Below are 18396 nucleotides of genomic sequence, written 5' to 3' on the forward strand. Positions count from 1 at the left end.
GACAAAAGACGATAACAAAACTCACGTATAAAACATAAATCTTAAAACAGATTAAGGAGCAACAAAATGCTTAAAACAACCTTATCCCTTTTTCGACGCCTTAATTTACTAACAAATGGCAGAAGCATAATGTTGTTAATATAATTACGCTGATTTGAGACCTTGTGAATAGGTTTAAAGTTTGCGTTAAACAGGCTTTTCAACTTATAAACTTCATTACGGTACCAACCAGAATTGACAAGTTTGACTCTTTTCACCCACATTTTATAAGATATATTGGCACCAACCTGGTTTGAAGAGTGCTGCCGATACCTCATTCCAGGCGCAGCATCAATATACCATTTATAATTATTAGCCCGTGCAAAGGCATAAATCAACCAATCATGGAGAGTCACTTCCTGAGATGAAGTAGTTGAAATTAAAAACTTCCGGAACGCAGTCCCCAACTTATTGGTAAAGACATAGGTACAGCCAGGGCCTGCAGCCTCAAAATAATAGTCAAAAGCAGCCTGAGGCTGAGCTTTATCAATCAGGCACGTTCTTCCATCATCCCAAAATGCAAGCACGTTGCTCGAATAGGCATCAACCTTTTTATCAACAATTGTTTCTATGGCACGCTGGAGCTTATTTGCATACCAGATATCATCCTGATCGGAAAAAGAGATATAATCGTAATTGTCAAAATTGACATCCAGCACTAAACGATAAAAGTTTTTACCGGCAGAGCCGAATTTATCACCATAGGGGAGGAAATGAACATTTTTATAGCTGCTGTATTTTTCCGTCAGATAGTCCCATGAGCCATCCGTTGAAAGATCGATACTGACAAAAACATCAAGATTAACCTCAATCTGAGCTAATATAGATTCTAATTGTTCATCAATCCAGGTTCGGCCATTATAAACTGCAAGCAAAACTGCCAATTTATTCATTATACAATCTCAAAATTACTTATGTTTTATATTAGATGTACGAGGATTTTCACCAACTACATTGCGGATACCATCCCAGACACCTGATATAAATGATTTTAAGTAGTTTCTCTTATCTTTTTCGTGAAAAATCAAGATGAGGCTATGCACAACGCAAAAAGTAATTTCCCTGAGCGCCAGCAATTTAGGCACATGGGAATATCGTAGCAAACGGAACGCATTTCTCACCCGATAATATCTTCTTGCCGCAGAGTGCACTGGCACACAAAATCCAAATACTGAAAAGGATGAATTGCCGATAGAGTGAATCATGACTGCGTTAGGGTTTATATAGACCAAATGGTTTTGGTCAAAACAGCGAAGACACCATTCTGTGTCAACATAATCAATAAATAATGAAGCATCCATCATGCCGACGGTATCAAACAACGAAGTTTTCACCAGCGATCCGGATGAAATAACTACGGATGAAGTGAAGGTTTCTTTTCGTCCGTGAGAATATAGCTTTTCGCGTAAGCCATTTTTCTTGACATGGGTGATTGCATATTCAAAGCCTCGAACTTCATCATAGAATACAGGCGCTGAGATAAATGCGTTATTGTTGATTGCGAACTGAAGCATATTTTCGATAAAATTATCAGGGATCTTACTATCCTGATCAAAGAAAATTACGTTCTCATAGCTATTTTCAATACAATATTCAATGCCGATATTCTGAGCTAAAGCAATCCCTTTATTACCTTTTAACCATCGGTATTCGATGCCAGCGTCCCTGAGTTCCATGATTTCCAAAGGACTGTTATCCACCACAACGACATCACATAACTGACGCTTTAACGAAGCTATGGTCTGTATTAAATCAGTTAATACCGGATTATAGGCTACTATTATTGCGCAAATTTGTTTCGTATTGATCATTTAAATGTTCTCAAATAACACTCAAAGCTTTATATTGTCTTGTGACAAATGCATTCTAATAATGATTCCATCAAGAACATCCCTGATGAAGGACTGTTTAGTTGTGTACTTACTGTAGCAAGGACTCAGTAATGCTGAGGGCAGGCTCTTACCAGTTTCCCCCTCAAATATCGCGCCACCATAGATGGCATTAACACAATTCAAATAGTCGAAGATATCTTTAGAAAGGTCGTTCAAATTAGCGTTGTGTTGCAACTTGTCTAGCCCATGCACTAAGTCATAAATTTCTCGATAATGGGCTATTCTTTTCTCTCGTTTATTAGCATCAAATACGGCTTTGAACTTATCTGTCAACGAACTTTTTTTTGCGCCAATTTGATTATTTGCATGCTGGCGATATAAAATGAGTTTTTCATCGAGAGGTATCAATGACCCAGAGGCACATGCATTGCTTGCGAGCCAATAATCATGTGGGATTTTTGCCGGGAACGGCATAACTGATAAAAGGAAGCTTTTACGCACGGCCATCGTAGCGCCGGTAACAACATTATTGAGCAGGATCTTTTCTAATTTAATCTGACCGCTTTCAGGTGTAAATTTGACATGTTCCCAAAGCGTCCCAAGTTTTTGCAGATCATTATTAACCAGATATGCATCAGAAAAAACAACATTAGCTTTGCTGCCGCTTGTAAATACTGCTAGCAATGTTTCTGCTTTACTTTCAACCCATATATCATCTTGATCTGAAAAAAAGACAAACTCTGCTTCTACATATTCGCTTAATTTTTCGAAATTTTTAATATACCCTAGATTAAAACCGTCAGAAATAATCTTAATATCTATATTTGATTCATTTTGTAGTTCCTGGAGAACAAAGAGAGTTTTATCAGTCGAACCATCGTCTCTTATAATAATTCTAGATGGCTTAATTGACTGCGCGAGGATGCTTTCGACTTGCGTTCGGATATAGCGCTCACCGTTGTAAGTCGCAATAATAACTTCATAGCTCATATTTTCCCTCTATGTTTCGCTATGCACTTCCGGGAAACCAGAATAAGTAAAAGGCAATCGACAAATACGCGAATAGTCCACGCATACGCGGCTCCCAGCACGCCATAAGAATTCACAAGGAAATATAACAGGACCAGATAAGGTACAACCTCAAGGCAGTGTAGAAATGCGGTATATTTCGCTTTCCCCAGAGATTGTATGACAGTAAAGGGGATCTGTGCGATAGAGTTAAAGAAAAAGCCAACTAATAAAATTTGGAAAATGGTCTGAGAATGCAATGCATACTCTTCACCCAGCCATAAGTGCATAATCATTTTTGCTAACAGGATTAATACCACCACTAAAGGCAAGCAACCTAATCCCATAACAAGATATGCAAATTTAATATTCTTTTTTAATTCACCATAGGTTTTCGCTGCACTGAGCTTGGGAAACACGGCCCTGGATAGAGCCCCAGGAATGAGTCCTAACCGCGACACAATTTCTGAAGGGGCAGTGTAATAGCCCACCTTGTCTGCACCTAACGAGCCAGAGATAACGAATCGGTCAAAGTACACCATTACCGGGCTAATAATGTTGCTGACAGTAATCCATCCTCCAAAGAAAATCATCCTACGGAATGTTTCCCGATAAAACATAAAGCCGGCATTAATGATTTCATTTCGAACAATTACAAATGCAATAATTAATGACAACAATCTACCTACGGCTAAACCAAGGATTGCAGAGTATAGCGACGGTGAAAACAGTACAAAAAGTGCCGGCAAGCCTGCAATAATCGAACTGCCAAAGCTTCTCTGGATGTTTAATATAGCAAAACGTTCATCACCCTCAAGTATAGACATCCACAACTGGTTGAGTAAAAATGCGGGAATGGTCCAGACGAGGATCTGAATTGAGCTCTGAACATCGCTATGATTAGCGGCAGTAATATTTAAAAGAGAAATAATTTTTGGTGTGCAGAGTGAAATAACAATAGCGCCCGCTACGCTGAATAAAAACAAGAAAATAGTGGCCGTCGATATTATTTTTTTACGCTCATCAACGTTGCCCCTATAAACCGCTATCTCTCTCACTATCGCTCGGGTCAAACCGATATCGAATATGCCAGCATAGCCAACAATCGCGATAGCTAATGTATAGACACCGAAAAGCTCGACGCCTAATACTCTTGCAAGATAACCCATTGCCGGTATAGCGATTGCAGTTGGGATTACATACCCCGCTAAATTCCAGACACTATTCTTAATTAATCCCATTCTGTTTACATCATCTCATATTAATAAATAAAGGGGCGACAAGCCCCTTTTGACAACGTTAAGCCAGGTAAAGTAGTTCTTTGTTATGTATACGAACTTAGCAGTTTCACTTAATACAAGAAAATTTACCACAAGGTAAAGTAACTGATAAATATCTACGGTGTCAGTAAATGGATAAGCCATAATACTGAGCGATCAATAACCTTTGAGCATTTTCAACAAATATTGACCGTAGGCATTCTTCGCTAAAGGTTTTGCAAGTTCCTTAACCTGCTCCGCATCAATAAACCCTTTGCGATACGCAATCTCTTCCGGACACGCCACCTTCAGCCCCTGGCGCTCTTCAATAGTCGCAATGAAGTTGCTGGCTTCAATCAGGCTTTGATGCGTACCGGTATCCAGCCAGGCGAAACCGCGTCCCATCATGGCAACGGACAGACGCCCCTGCTCCATATAAATTCGGTTGATGTCTGTAATTTCCAGTTCACCACGCGGAGACGGCTTAAGGCTTTTCGCCATCTCAACAACGCTGTTGTCATAGAAATAGAGCCCGGTTACGGCGTAATTACTTTTTGGCTCAACCGGTTTTTCTTCGAGGCTGACAGCAATACCGTCTTTATCAAACTCTACGACACCATAGCGCTCAGGATCGTTCACGTGATAAGCAAAGACGGTAGCACCGCTTTCTTTACTTACCGCGGAGTCCATCAACTTCGGCAGATCATGGCCATAGAAGATGTTGTCACCCAACACCAGCGCACAGTCGTCCTCACCAATGAACTCTTCGCCCAGGATAAAGGCCTGTGCCAGACCGTCCGGACTCGGCTGGACTTTATATTGCAGGTTAATTCCCCACTGACTGCCATCACCCAGCAATTGCTCAAAACGTGGAGTATCCTGAGGAGTACTGATAATCAGAATATCGCGAATACCCGCCAGCATAAGCGTGGACAGCGGGTAGTAAATCATCGGCTTGTCATAGATGGGCAGCAGTTGTTTGCTGACAGCCATAGTGACCGGGTACAGACGAGTTCCGGAGCCACCGGCTAAAATAATCCCTTTACGCGTTTTCATTTCATCATCTCTATATGTGCAAAATGCCCGTAAACGGGCATTAAATTTAAGGTCAGACCGCAGTAGTCGTAAACAGCTCAGCCAGCATACGTTTTACGCCGATATCCCATTGAGGTAATACCAGATCAAAGTTTTGCTGGAATTTTTCCGTGTTCAGACGGGAGTTATTTGGGCGACGTGCAGGGGTAGGATAAGCACTGGTAGGTACCGCGTTGAGCTTAGTAATCGCCAGCTCAATGCCAGCCTTACGCGCTTCGTCAAATACCAGCGCGGCGTAGTCGTGCCATGTGGTCACGCCACCTGCAACCAGGTGATAGAGCCCTGCGACTTCAGATTGTTTCATAGCCACACGAATCGCATGCGCCGTGCAATCTGCCAACAGTTCAGCGCCTGTTGGTGCACCAAACTGATCGTTGATGACCGACATCTCCGCGCGTTCTTTGGCAAAACGCAGCATGGTTTTGGCAAAGTTATTCCCTTTGCCCGCGTAAACCCAACTGGTGCGGAAAATTAAGTGACGGGCACAATTTTCCTGCAGCGCTTTTTCACCGGCGAGTTTGGTTTCGCCATACACGTTCAAAGGTGCAGTGGTATCCGTTTCCCGCCACGCATTTTCACCATCGCCAGGAAAAACGTAATCGGTAGAATAGTGTACAACCCAGGCACCGATTTTTTCAGCCTCTTTGGCAATGGCTTCCACGCTTGTGGCGTTCAGCAACTGCGCGAATTCGGGCTCAGACTCGGCTTTATCTACGGCGGTATGGGCCGCCGCGTTGACGATGACATCCGGCTTAATGCGGCGCACGGTTTCAGCAATACCTTCAGGATTACTGAAATCACCGCAATACTCGGTAGAGTGAACATCGACGGCAATCAGGTTACCTAGCGGGGCGAGCGAACGCTGCAGCTCCCAACCCACCTGCCCTGTTTTGCCGAACAAAAGGATATTCATTACTGACGTTCCCCGTAGTTCTGTTCAATCCAGGATTGATAGTTACCGCTTTTCACGTTCTCCACCCACTGGGTGTTGGCCAGATACCACTCCACCGTTTTACGGATCCCGCTCTCGAAGGTTTCCTGCGGCTTCCAGCCTAAGGTCTGGCTAATCTTATCGGCATCAATGGCATAACGACGGTCATGGCCCGGGCGGTCAGTTACGTAAGTAATTTGATCGCGATAAGAGCCCTCTTTCGGCACAATTTCATCAAGCAGATCGCAAATGGTAGAAACCACATCCAGATTTTGTTTCTCGTTGTGGCCGCCGATGTTGTAGGTCTCGCCAGGCTGACCCTGAGTTACCACGGTATAGAGCGCACGGGCGTGATCTTCAACATATAGCCAGTCGCGGATCTGATCGCCCTTACCGTAAATCGGCAGCGCTTTACCGTCCAGCGCGTTCAGGATCACCAGCGGGATCAATTTTTCCGGGAAGTGGTAAGGACCGTAGTTGTTCGAGCAGTTGGTCACGATGGTCGGGAACCCGTAGGTACGCAACCAGGCGCGTACGAGGTGATCGCTGGAGGCCTTCGAGGCTGAATACGGACTGCTTGGCGCATAGGCCGTCGTCTCGGTAAACAACGGCAGCTCAGTAGACGCTGGGTGTTCATCCGGGTGCGGCAGATCGCCATAAACTTCATCAGTGGAGATATGGTGGAAACGGAATGCTTTCTTCGCCTCTTCGCCAAGCGTTGACCAGTACGCACGGGCCGCTTCCAGCAATACGTAGGTACCGACGATATTGGTCTCGATAAAGGCAGCCGGGCCAGTAATGGAACGGTCAACGTGACTTTCCGCCGCCAGATGCATCACCGCATCAGGCTTATGCTCGGCAAAAATACGGTCCATCGCTGCTTTATCGCAAATATCAGCATGCTCAAAAGCGTAACGCGGGCTGGCGCTCACGTCAGCCAGAGATTCCAGGTTACCGGCGTAGGTCAATTTATCGACATTAACCACTGCATCCTGGGTGTTTTGAATAATATGTCGGACAACCGCAGAGCCGATAAAACCAGCACCGCCAGTAACAAGAATTTTCACGCGTTATTTTCCGTAGATTGAATAGTTCAGACACGCTACCGCCCCTGGCTTAACAGCTACCAGTGCACTGAACGTGGTTCATAATAGAGATATGTTGTCGCCTGACCCCGGCAAAATGGCGCCAGATCAGCGTTTAAGTCAATTAATAATTGTCGTCTTAAATGCCAGCAGAAACAAGGGAAAAAAACAGGCTAACAATACAAAAAAGCAGCAATTAACTGACTGAAATTTAAGAAAATATTTAAAAAGAAAACGGCAGTGTCATTCTCATGGCCTATGAAAGCCTGGAATGATCCACTGCCGTTTAGTCAACGACCAACCAATCGTTAATCGTTGGTTAATAGTTTCTTCATGCTTTCCCGGAACTTCTGCCCTTCTTTCAGGTTACGAAGGCCATACTGAACAAAGGCTTGCATGTATCCCATCTTCTTACCGCAGTCGTAGCTGTCACCGGTCATCAGCATGGCGTCCACAGACTGCTTATTCGCCAGTTCCGCGATAGCATCCGTCAGCTGAATACGATCCCAGGCGCCTGGCTCGGTACGCTCCAGCTCAGCCCAGATTTCAGCGTTGAGTACATAGCGACCGACAGCCATCAGATCGGAGTCGAGCGTCTGCGGTTGATCCGGTTTCTCAATAAACTGAACGATACGGCTGACCTGACCTTCTGAATCCAGCGGCTCTTTGGTCTGAATAACCGAGTATTCGGACAGATCGCCTTTCATGCGTTTCGCCAGCACCTGGCTGCGGCCGGTTTCGTTGAAACGGGCAACCATAGCTGCAAGGTTGTAGCGCAGCGGATCGGCAGAGGCGTTATCCAGAATAATGTCCGGCAGAACAACCACAAACGGGTTATCGCCGACCACAGGACGCGCGCACAGGATAGAGTGACCGAGCCCAAGCGGTTGCGCCTGGCGAACGTTCATAATGGTCACACCTGGCGGGCAGATGGACTGCACTTCCGCCAGCAGCTGACGCTTAACGCGCTGCTCCAGAAGGGCTTCAAGTTCGTAGGAGGTGTCGAAATGGTTTTCCACCGCATTCTTCGAAGAATGGGTTACCAGAACGATTTCTTTGATCCCTGCAGCAACAATCTCGTCGACGATGTACTGAATCATCGGCTTGTCAACGATCGGCAGCATCTCTTTAGGAATGGCTTTTGTGGCCGGGAGCATATGCATGCCCAGACCGGCTACCGGAATAACCGCTTTCAAATTAATCATATTTCTTCCACCTTAAAATGGTTGCCGAATTATAGCTCTTTAGCCTGGTTTCGCCAGCACGATTTGCTACAAATCAGGCGTAGATGTTACGCCGCTGCCTGACGAATACCAGTGGATGCAGTCCGAATCCGCGCGCTTAAATTCCAGGAATCTTCGCAAAATGGTGTCTGGTTAATATTTAGCGCTTCGGCAGATTAAAATTCAGCCGTTCCGTATTAATCGTGTGCTGATCGATGAGGTCGATATCCACCGAACTTTGGCCTTTCTCATTAACCGCGTTAATGTTCGCCAGGGAGAGTAGCGTCTCTTCCCGGGCCATAAATTTCCCACGCACATCCTTGCGCAGGTCAAAATTCAGCTTCAGTGCGGGTCCGACAGTGGCATCCTGCATCACGTTGATATTACGCATAAAAAGATGCTGCGGTTTATTATGCAGCTCCAGCGTAGCGCGCTTCATTTCGAGATTGGTGATCGCCACGAACGAGGTGGCATTGCCGGAAGAGATCTGTATTCCGCGCAATTTACGCGCAAGCTTCTGGTTGTCGAGATGAATATTGTTGAGGCGAAAATTCTGCGGGATCGACAAATAGTTGCCTTTGATCACCCCGTAACCAATTAACATGCCTGCGCTGTCGATCATTTCTACGTTATCGATGACAAAATTATCGCAGCCATATATTGCTACCGTGGCGTTATCAATCCCCGCTTTCTTACTGAAGTCCGGAGTGATATTTCGGGCTTTAACATTACGGATAATAAAGTGTTTACCATTCTCGACATGCACTAACTGGCGGCAGTTGCTGCCGGTGATATTGGCGACGACAAAGTTCTTCACCGCCTGGTCTTCCGGGTAGGCATTGTCATAGGTGCTGCCGGCCAGTCCGATGCCGATCCCCCAGTTAATCTTGCCGTTGGTGCAGTCGATATGGTCGATAACATGGTCTGAGATCAGGATGTTCTGGTCGTTGATTGCAACGTTCCACTCAATGGCATCGCCCTGCAGATAGCTGAAGTGGCAGTTGGTGATTTTGGCGCCATCTATCTGGTTGTGGAATCCCTGACGCAGGATCGCATAGTTGGCTTTCGTCACCCGCAGGTTGTCGATCAGCAGGTTGCGCATCACCCGCGGCTTTTTACCGCCGATGTAAATCTGGGTTACCGGGCCATAACCGCTCATCGCCAGCCCCTGGATCACGCAGTCGGAGCCGCGGACGTCTAGGGTGATGTTTTCGCTGCGCCCCTCCCCTTCGCCAATGACTTTACTGCCATCCTGCAATACCAGCCGCCCGCGTCCGTTGCCGGTCAGCGCGCCGCGGATGCGCAGGGTTTTACCTTCGGGGATAAAAATGGCGGTGTTGATGTTGTCGCAGGTCAGCCCGGCGGGCACCACCACGGTATCACCGTCGGTAAAGGCCTTTTTGAACGCCGCGATCCAGTCACGATGGTTATAGCGGCTGATATCGACCGTGCTGCTGGTGGTGGCGGCCCGCACGCCGACCAGCGGTGCGGCAGCCAGGACGGAACAGGTGGTGACAAACGCGCGTCGCGTCATCTCTTTCGGCATATCGCCTCCCTTTTTAAAGCGTCTGAAGCAGAGTGGCTAACTGCCGGTTAATCAGATGTTGATTGAAATCGGTCTCTACTTTCCGGCGCGCGTTGTGCAGCACCGGCGAGAGCGCCCGATCGTCAAGTGAAGCAAAGCGTTCCAGCTGCCCGGCCAGTGCCGCCGGGTTGTTCTCTTCCACCAGCCAGCCGGAGTGGCCAGGCTCGATCAGTTCTGGAATGCCGCTGTGCACCGTGGAGACCACCGGGATCCCCACCGCCATCGCCTCCATCAGCGCCACCGGGATGCCTTCCATGTCGCCATCCGCGCCGGTGACTGAGGGAAGCAAGAACACATCCGCAGCATCAAGCATGGCTTTGACTTCATGGCTGGGCTTGAACCCGGGCATCTCGACATGGGCTTCCAGCCCATACTGTTCGATCAGGGTACGCAGGCGGCGTTCCCAGGGGCCAATACCGAGGATGCGATAGCGAAACGCCACCCCACGCTCTTTAAGCTGGCGGCAGGCCTCGATCGCCACATGCAGCCCTTTTTTCTCGGTCAGGCGCGCCACCGAGATAATTTCCAGCGGGCTTCCCGGGGCTTTAACCGGACGTTGGGTGAAGCGCTGCATATCCACACCCATGCGTGAGACGGTGATTTTCTCGGGCGGGCAGCCCATACTTTTGAGCCGTCCGGCCCAGAGATCGCTGATCGGCAGCATCATATCGCCGCGCTGAAACAGGCGTTGATATTCCGGGGTGTAATGATTCAGCACCTCGCGGCTGGAGATATCGATCCCGTGAAAGACGGTAGCGATTTTGCCCTCGATAACCCCCAGCTCGCGCAGCTTGGCCGCCGTCACCCCGGCCGGGCCGAAGTGGGCGATAAACACATCCGCACGCCAGGGCTGTGCCGTCTGGCCGCAGATAGCGGAGAGGATCAGATTGCGCGACTCGGCGCCATAGCGGGAGACGTTCAGCGCCTTCCAGGTGCCCGGGCGATGCAGCCCGCGCAGGGTCTGGCGGGCGCGGTAGCCCAGTTTCGCCAGCTTGCCCTGCGGCTCATCCTGCAGCCAGCGGGTTTTGCTGGCCAGGTCATATTGGGTCCAGGCGGCGTGGGTATTTTGCGTGTCGCCCTTTTGCAGGGCGACAATCTCCACGTCATAACCCATATCAATAAACGCGGTGATCTGGTTAAGCACAAAGGTTTCGGACGACAGCGGGAATTTCAGTAAGAAGAAACCAACCTTCATTTGCCCTCCCCGACCCGATCCAGCACCGATTTCACCATCCTGATGCCGTTCTCACGTTCGGCTTTCACCGCCACCGCCAGGCGTTCGTTGATGGCCGGCAGCTGGCCGAGGGTGTCGCCCACCATCGCCCCCAGGGAGCCATCCAACAGATGGCGAATATCCACCGCCATCTCCGGCATCCCCAGCTGCTGCATGATCCCGGCAGACTTGTGTTCGTAGTTGATAGCGATGGCCGGGGTGCCAAAGTTCATGGAGATGATCGCCGAATGCAGACGGGTACCCACGGTCAGATCGCAGGCGCCCAGCAATTTGCCCATCTCCAGGTCGTTAAGTTCGTCCATCACCACGTGATAGCGCGACGGATCGCTGACGTGCTGGCGCAGATTCAGCGCCACCATGCGGTCATCTTTGTTGTAGCTGTCGATCCCGGTACAGGTGGAGAGCGCCAGCACCTGATAGCCGCTATCCAGCACCCGGTTTACTACCTCGGCAAAAGCTTTTTCGTAGGCTGCCTGAGTGGTACCCAGTCGTTTATCGAACGGGGCCAGTTCGCGCAGGGTGATGGCGACAGTCTTCTGCTGACCCACCACGTTCAGCCAGTGCTGCACCGCATAGCTGGGGGTAAAGTTCGCCTCCTGATGATCCACCAGCCAGGCGGTGTCCACCCCCTGCTCCACTTTGGTGGTGTCAATCTCACTGCGCTGCATCAGATTCAGACTCACCGACTCACGCAGGATCAGGGCATCGCAGTGGCCAAACACATAGTTGGCCAGCTGGTTGAACTGTGGATCCTGGAACGGCCCGACGCTGTGGCCGACCATAAACAGCGGCTTTTTCGCCATAAAGGTGCAGAGCGCATGCTCGAACTGCGGCACGCCGTAGAGGTCAACGAAGAAGGAGCCGCCCACCTGAATGATGGCGTCGTAGCCGGAGAGCAGACGAACAAAATCGGTAAAGCCCTGGGCGATGGCGATGTTGCGCAGCTTGCCGGTGTCGGTCACGCGGGAGAGCAGCACCTGGTGCTGATAGCGGCGGCGCAGCACCTTTTTCACCCGCCCCATTACCCCGGCAGCGTTGTTGTGCTGTTTCATCTGGCTGTAGAGCGGATCGCCCATCACCGGGCGGTTCAGCAGCCAGGAGGAGCTCACCGGGTAGCGGCTCATCACATCGACTTCAGTCTCCGGCGACAGCGCGTAAATGGCATCCAGCAGGCCGCGCAGAATGGCGCTGTCACCACGGTTACCACAGGTATGGTTGCCCAGAATCAGTAATTTCATAATGACCTCTTAAAATTAGCCTGCGCGAAGCAGCGTTTTAATCTTTTCGTTGCGGCAGAACTGACGTTTGATCTCCACCACCAGCGCATTACGCGACAGCACAATCATCACCGCGAAGGCCAGCGCACCGGCAGCGACCTGCACCGCCAGCAGCGCCGCCAGCGGCAGATGGCCATTAAGGGCTAGCCCTAAGCCATAGCTCACCGCCAGCGTCGGCAGTGACAGGTAAAACGGCAGCCACAGGCTCAGGATGTACTGGCGATAGCTGGAGCCCAGCACCGGCTTAATCATCACGAAGTAGCTCAGCACGGTGTTAATGATTTGCACCAGCAGGAAGCCCAGCGTCACCCCCATCGCGCCGGCCAGATGGCCGCCGATGACGATCGCCGGAATAAACAGGAATGTCTTGAAGACGTTGAATTTGAAGCTGATATCAACGCGGGCTTTGGCCATCAGCAGGGAACCAATCGGGTTACCGACCGAGCGCAGCAGGCCCACCACGCACAGCAGCTGCAGGATCGGCACAATACTGACCCACTTTTCGCCGAACACCAGCGGCACCATATTGCCGGAAACAACCATCAGCCCCAGCAGGGTCGGGAAGTTAATGATCCCCACCACCGACAGCAGCTTGTAGAAGTTGATCCGCAGCTTTTCAGTGTCGTCCTGAATTTTGGCAAAGGCCGGGAACAGCACGCGGGTGATGATCGGGTTGAGCTTCATCGGCGGTACCACCGCCACGTTGTACGCCAGGTTATAGCCCCCCGCCACGCTTGCGCCGAGGATGCGTGCCAGCACCAGCGTCGAGAGGTTGGTGTTCACGTAGTTGATGATGCTGTCGGCGGTCAGCCAGGCGCCGAAGCGCAGGTTGGATGATACCGATTTGAGCGAGAAGTGGAGGCCAGGGCGGTAAATCTTGCGACCAAAGAAGCCGAACAGCAGTGTACGTACAGCAGAGTTCACCAGATAGCCAAGGATGGCGGTCATTGCCAGCGGCCAGAAGTGGGCGCTGACCACGGTAAAGGTAAACCCGGCCAGCACGGCGCTGGTTTCAATCATGCCGATTTTGCTGAACTCCAGCTCCTTTTGCATCAGCGCGCGGAACTGCTGCCCGTGCGGGATCACCACAAACGCAAACGACAAGGCGCGCATCAGCGGAGCCAGCTCCGGGTTGTTCAGTGCGCCCGCAATGGCATCGCTCAGCAGAAACAGCGCCACGAACACCACAATCCCGAGGCCGACGTTCAGCCAGTAGAGGGTGGTCAGCTCCAGATGGCTGATCTCCTTACGCTGAATAATCGAGTTGGCGATGCCGAAGTCCGACAGCGTATCGGCGAGGGCGATAATCACCAGCGAGACGGTCAGCAGGCCAAACTGGTGGTTATCGATAATGCGCGCCAGCACCGTCATCTGCACCAGCCCGAGGCCGATGATGATCACCGTGGCGATAGCCGACCACTTTGCCCCGCTGAGGGTTTTTTCACGTAAGCTCATCTTAATACGCCGCTTTGTTCACAAAGCCCTTAAAGACGGTAAGAAACACAATTTTGATATCGAACCAGAGACTCCACTCGCGGATATACTCCAGGTCAAACTCAATGCGTTTTTCCATCTTCTCCAGGGTGTCGGTTTCGCCGCGCCAGCCATTAATCTGCGCCCAGCCGGTGATGCCCGGTTTCACTTTATGGCGCAGCATGTAGCCTTCAATCAGAGCGCGATACTGCTCGTTATGGGCCACGGCGTGCGGACGCGGGCCGACAATGGACATGCCACCGGTTAACACATTAATAAACTGCGGCAGTTCGTCGAGGGAGGTACGACGCAGGAAGTTACCGACGCGGGTGACGCGCGGATCGTTTTGCGTCGCCTGGGTCACTACCTCGTCGTTCTCCATCACCTTCATGGAGCGGAATTTCCACACCATAATCGGCTTACCGTCCATACCGTAGCGGGTCTGGCGGAAGATCACCGGCCCTTTAGATGTGAGCTTCACCGCCAGCGCAATGGCGCAGAGCACCGGGGAGATCAGGAGCAGGATCAGGGATGAGAGGACGATATCCTCCACGCGCTTCAGCACCCGGTTGAGGCCGGAGAGCGGCGTGTCATACAGCGGCACCACCGGCACGCCGTTTACCTCTTCAATGCGGGAATGGAGGATGTTAAAGGTAAACACATCGGGGATCAGGATCACCGAGCAGGTGGTGTCCGCCAGTTTGCGCATCAGGGTTTTGATTCTGGCCTCATCGCTCATCGGCATGGCGATATAGACGTTGTGGATCTTGCCGGCTTTGGCATCGTCAACCAGCTGGGAGTAGTTCCCCGCCCAGTCAGCCGATACGCCACCGGGCTGTGCGTCATGATAGACCCCGACCACATCAAACCCCAGCCACGGCTCTTTACGAAAACCGTCCAGCAACGCCAGTCCGGCGGGCATACTCCCGGCCACCGCTACCCGACGGGTGTTGTAGCCGCGGTTACGCAGCCAGCCTGCGCCGTAGCGGATCAGCGATCGGCAGACCACCATCCCCACGCTGGTGAGCAGGTACCAGGCAAAATAGGTAGCAAAGCGATTATCAAAGTCGTTGTTGAAGGCCACCAGCCCGAAGCTGAACACCAGGCTTAAGGTCCAGTTCTGCAACAGCAGCAGCAGCTCGGTGGCGATCTTGACGCCACGCCATGAGCGGTAGAAATCAGTCATGCCGCCGATCATCTGGAAGACCACCAGCGCGATCAGCGCCATCAGCAGATGCATGTAGAGGAAGGGCAGCCCGCTGAGTTTACACACCATCCACAAGCCACCGAACATGATGGTGATATCAGAAAAACGCTGCACCATAGAGATTAACGATGCATTCGTTTTGGCTCGCTCGCGCTTTTTTAGATTTGTCATCGTTGTTCCTGTTTCAGGGGCCCCTCCCCCGTCGGGAGAGGGGCAAGGATTACTGATTCAACAGCGCCATAATGTCCTGCGTTCGCGCCGCCATCAGCGCCGCATCGGCGCGGGATTCCACGTTCAGGCGCACCACCGGCTCGGTGTTCGACGAGCGTAAATTGAAGCGCCACTGGGGGAAGGTCATGCTGATCCCGTCGGTGCGGTCGATCTCCAGCGCGTGCAGAGCGAAGTGGTTCTCCACGCGGGCAATCGCCTCGGCCGGGGCCGCGAGCGTGCTGTTGATCTCCCCGCTCGCCGGGAAGGCCGCCATGCGGTCGCGCACCAGCTCACCCAACGTCTGGCCCTTCAGGCACAGCAGTTCAGTGACCAGCAGCCACGGGATCATCCCGCTGTCGCAGTAGGCAAAATCACGGAAGTAGTGATGAGCGCTCATCTCTCCGCCGTAGATCGCATCCTCTTCCCGCATCCGCTCTTTGATAAAGGCATGGCCGGTTTTCGACATCACCGGGGTGCCGCCCGCCGCAGCCACGACATCCACCGTGTTCCAGGAGAGACGCGGGTCGTGAATAATGCGCGAGCCGGGGTTTTTCTCGAGGAAGGCTTCAGCCAGCAGGCCGACAATGTAGTAGCCCTCGATAAACTGCCCTTTTTCATCGAACAGGAAGCAGCGGTCGAAGTCGCCGTCAAAGGCGATGCCCATGTCCGCGCCGTGCTCAATCACCGCGTTGCGGGTATCGGCCCGGCACTCCGGCAGCAGCGGGTTTGGAATACCGTTCGGGAAGGTGCCGTCCGGGGTGTTGTGGACTTTAACGAAGGTCACCGGCACGTTAAGCGCTTTAAAGCGGGCTTCCAGAGCGTCCACCACCGGGCCTGCCGCGCCGTTGCCGGAGTTGATCACCAGCTTCAGCGGCTTGAGGTTCGCCAGGTTGATGTAGCCCAGCAGGTGATCGATATAGGCCTCACGCAGATCAATCTTTTTATAGCTGCCGCGTTTCGCCTCGTTCACCGGCGGGAAATCGTTGGCTTCCGCCAGACGCTGGACGTCACGCAGACCGGTATCGCCGCTGATCGGGCGAGCCCCTTCGCGCACCAGCTTCATACCGTTGTAGTCCATCGGGTTATGGCTGGCGGTCACTTCGATCCCGCCGTCAACGCCCAGGTGGAAGGTGGCAAAGTAGATCTCTTCGGTGCCGGACAAACCGATATCCAGCACGTCAACGCCCGCATCCTGCAGCCCTTTCGCCAGGGCCAGTTTCAGGGCTTCGCTGGTCAGACGCACGTCGCCGCCCAGCACAATGGTCTTTGGCTTTAAATATTCGCCGTACGCGCGGCCAATGCGCCACGCAATGTCTTCATTCAGCTCTTCACCGAGCTTGCCGCGAATATCGTAGGCTTTAAAACAGGTTAACTTTTGCATCATTACCCCTTATTCAGGCAACAGTTGGCCCGACCCGGACAGGGCCAATTTAATTTTTTGTTTTGCGTCATTCGTAGGCCGGATTAGCAACGCGCATCCGGCAAGCCACGCTCAGGGGCTAAACCCGCCCGTAGCGATCCTCGAAGCGAACGATGTCGTCCTCTTCCAGATACGAGCCGGAGCGCACTTCAATCAGATCGAGCGGGATTTTTCCCGGGTTTTCCAGGCAGTGGGTCGCCCCCAGCGGGATGTAAATGGATTCATTTTCACCCAGCAGCGTCACCACATCGTTAATGGTCACTTTGGCGGTTCCCGCCACCACCACCCAGTGCTCGGCGCGATGATGGTGCATCTGCACCGACAGCCCCTCGCCCGGTTTCACGGTGATGCGTTTAACCTGATAGCGATCGCCCTCGTCGATGGAGTCATATTTGCCCCACGGACGGTACACTTCACGGTGAATGTGGTGCTCATGGCGGCCATCGGCTTTGATCTGCTCGACCACTTTTTTGACGTCCTGCACCGCGTTGCGATCGGCAATCAGCACCGCGTCTTTGGTCTGGACCACTACCAGATCCTTCACCCCGACGGTGGTCACCAGTCCGGACTCAGCGTAGACGTAGCTGTTTTCCGTTTTATGGCTGATCACATCTCCGTGATGAACGTTGCCTTCCGGCGTCTGGTTGCTGATTTCCCACAGCGAGGACCAGGAGCCAACATCGCTCCAGCCGGCATCCATCGGCACCACCACCGCATCGGCCGTCTGTTCCATCACCGCGTAATCCACCGATTCATCCGGGCAGGCGAGGAACGCGGCTTCGTCAACGCGGATAAAGTCCAGATCCGGGTCAACGGTAGCCATCGCTTTTTCGCAGGCGTCCAGAATATCGGGGCGGTACTTCCGCAGCTCTTCCAGATAACGTCCAGCGCGGAACAGGAACATGCCGCTGTTCCAGTAATACTCGCCGCTGGCGACATAGGCCTGGGCGGTTTCGAGATTCGGTTTTTCAACAAACTGCGCCACGTCGAACGCGAGGTTGTCCCCCTCACCCGGCGTCACGTTGCCACGGCGAATGTAGCCATAGCCGGTTTCCGGCATATCCGGCACGATGCCGAAGGTCACCAGCTTGCCGCTTTCGGCATAAGGAATAGCTGAACGCACGGCCTCGCGGAACGCCTCTTCCTGCTGGATCACGTGATCCGCGGCCAGCACCAGCATCAGCGGATCGCAATCCGGGCTGCTGCGCTGGGCGGCCAGCGCCGCCAGGGCGATGGCCGGGGCGGTGTTACGTCCGGCAGGTTCCAGAATGATATTTTCGGTCAGCTTGTTCAGCTGACGCAGCTGCTCGGCGACGATAAAGCGGTGCTGTTCGTTACAGATCACCACCGGACTTTCACACATCACGCCGTTCAGGCGGTTGACCGTAGTCTGCAGCATGGTGAGTTCCCCTTTCAGGCAGAGGAACTGTTTTGGATAGAGCACGCGGGAGAGCGGCCACAACCGGCTGCCAGAGCCACCTGCCATTACCACCGGGTACAACGTATTTTTACTCATGA

At 52.0% G+C, this 18396-nt stretch carries 15 protein-coding genes; all 15 read right to left on the bottom strand.

Annotated elements, in window-relative coordinates; genetic code table 11:
• Positions 1–41: 41 nt before the first annotated feature.
• The 15 genes from SOM40_RS15235 to cpsB all read right to left on the bottom strand — a co-directional run bounded on the left by SOM40_RS15235 (position 42) and on the right by cpsB (position 18394).
• A complete protein-coding gene (locus SOM40_RS15235) occupies positions 42–932 on the bottom strand; it encodes a glycosyltransferase (RefSeq protein ID WP_320530284.1) in 891 nt (296 codons plus the stop codon).
• 15 nt (positions 933–947) lie between these two features.
• Positions 948–1850 carry a rhamnosyltransferase gene (locus SOM40_RS15240; protein ID WP_320530285.1) on the bottom strand — a complete coding sequence of 301 codons (903 nt, stop codon included), beginning with the start codon at positions 1848–1850 and terminating at the stop codon, positions 948–950.
• A gap of 21 nt (positions 1851–1871) precedes the next feature.
• Positions 1872–2861 (bottom strand): glycosyltransferase family 2 protein, encoded by a 990-nt coding sequence (locus SOM40_RS15245; RefSeq protein ID WP_320530286.1) that lies wholly within the window; start codon positions 2859–2861, stop codon positions 1872–1874.
• Positions 2858–4120 (bottom strand): flippase, encoded by a 1263-nt coding sequence (locus tag SOM40_RS15250; RefSeq protein ID WP_320530287.1) that lies wholly within the window; start codon positions 4118–4120, stop codon positions 2858–2860. The genes SOM40_RS15245 and SOM40_RS15250 overlap by 4 nt, the downstream gene beginning before the upstream one ends.
• A 195-nt stretch (positions 4121–4315) precedes the next feature.
• Positions 4316–5194, bottom strand: a complete 879-nt coding sequence (rfbA, locus tag SOM40_RS15255; RefSeq protein ID WP_320530288.1) for a glucose-1-phosphate thymidylyltransferase RfbA — start codon at positions 5192–5194, stop codon at positions 4316–4318.
• Between the two features lie 52 nt (positions 5195–5246).
• The gene (gene rfbD / locus SOM40_RS15260; protein WP_320530289.1) at positions 5247–6146 is read right to left on the bottom strand and encodes a dTDP-4-dehydrorhamnose reductase; all 900 of its coding nucleotides are present in this window, start codon (positions 6144–6146) and stop codon (positions 5247–5249) included.
• Complete coding sequence (gene rfbB, locus SOM40_RS15265; RefSeq protein ID WP_320530290.1) at positions 6146–7231, bottom strand: dTDP-glucose 4,6-dehydratase; 1086 nt, start codon at positions 7229–7231, stop codon at positions 6146–6148. Before rfbB ends, rfbD begins: the two co-directional genes overlap by 1 nt.
• 326 nt (positions 7232–7557) lie before the next feature.
• A complete protein-coding gene (galF, locus tag SOM40_RS15270; RefSeq protein WP_106993487.1) occupies positions 7558–8454 on the bottom strand; it encodes a GalU regulator GalF in 897 nt (298 codons plus the stop codon).
• Positions 8455–8632: 178 nt separating this feature from the next.
• On the bottom strand, positions 8633–10018 hold the full coding sequence (gene wcaM / locus SOM40_RS15275; RefSeq protein WP_320530291.1) for a colanic acid biosynthesis protein WcaM: 1386 nt from the start codon (positions 10016–10018) through the stop codon (positions 8633–8635).
• Positions 10019–10031: 13 nt separating this feature from the next.
• Positions 10032–11252, bottom strand: a complete 1221-nt coding sequence (gene wcaL, locus SOM40_RS15280) for a colanic acid biosynthesis glycosyltransferase WcaL (RefSeq protein ID WP_320530292.1) — start codon at positions 11250–11252, stop codon at positions 10032–10034.
• Positions 11249–12529, bottom strand: a complete 1281-nt coding sequence (gene wcaK, locus SOM40_RS15285) for a colanic acid biosynthesis pyruvyl transferase WcaK (protein WP_156264201.1) — start codon at positions 12527–12529, stop codon at positions 11249–11251. Before wcaK ends, wcaL begins: the two co-directional genes overlap by 4 nt.
• Before the next feature lie 15 nt (positions 12530–12544).
• Entirely contained in the window at positions 12545–14023 is a 1479-nt protein-coding gene (gene wzxC / locus SOM40_RS15290) for a colanic acid undecaprenyl disphosphate flippase WzxC (RefSeq protein ID WP_320530293.1), read from the bottom strand.
• Between the two features lies 1 nt (position 14024).
• A complete protein-coding gene (wcaJ, locus tag SOM40_RS15295; protein ID WP_106993492.1) occupies positions 14025–15419 on the bottom strand; it encodes an undecaprenyl-phosphate glucose phosphotransferase in 1395 nt (464 codons plus the stop codon).
• Between the two features lie 49 nt (positions 15420–15468).
• The gene (cpsG, locus tag SOM40_RS15300; protein ID WP_225758449.1) at positions 15469–16839 is read right to left on the bottom strand and encodes a colanic acid biosynthesis phosphomannomutase CpsG; all 1371 of its coding nucleotides are present in this window, start codon (positions 16837–16839) and stop codon (positions 15469–15471) included.
• Positions 16840–16957: 118 nt separating this feature from the next.
• Positions 16958–18394 carry a mannose-1-phosphate guanyltransferase gene (gene cpsB / locus SOM40_RS15305; protein WP_106993494.1) on the bottom strand — a complete coding sequence of 479 codons (1437 nt, stop codon included), beginning with the start codon at positions 18392–18394 and terminating at the stop codon, positions 16958–16960.
• Positions 18395–18396 lie beyond the last annotated feature (2 nt).

The organism is Leclercia sp. CFBP8987, assembly GCF_034044995.2.
GTDB lineage: Bacteria > Pseudomonadota > Gammaproteobacteria > Enterobacterales > Enterobacteriaceae > Enterobacter > Enterobacter tamurae.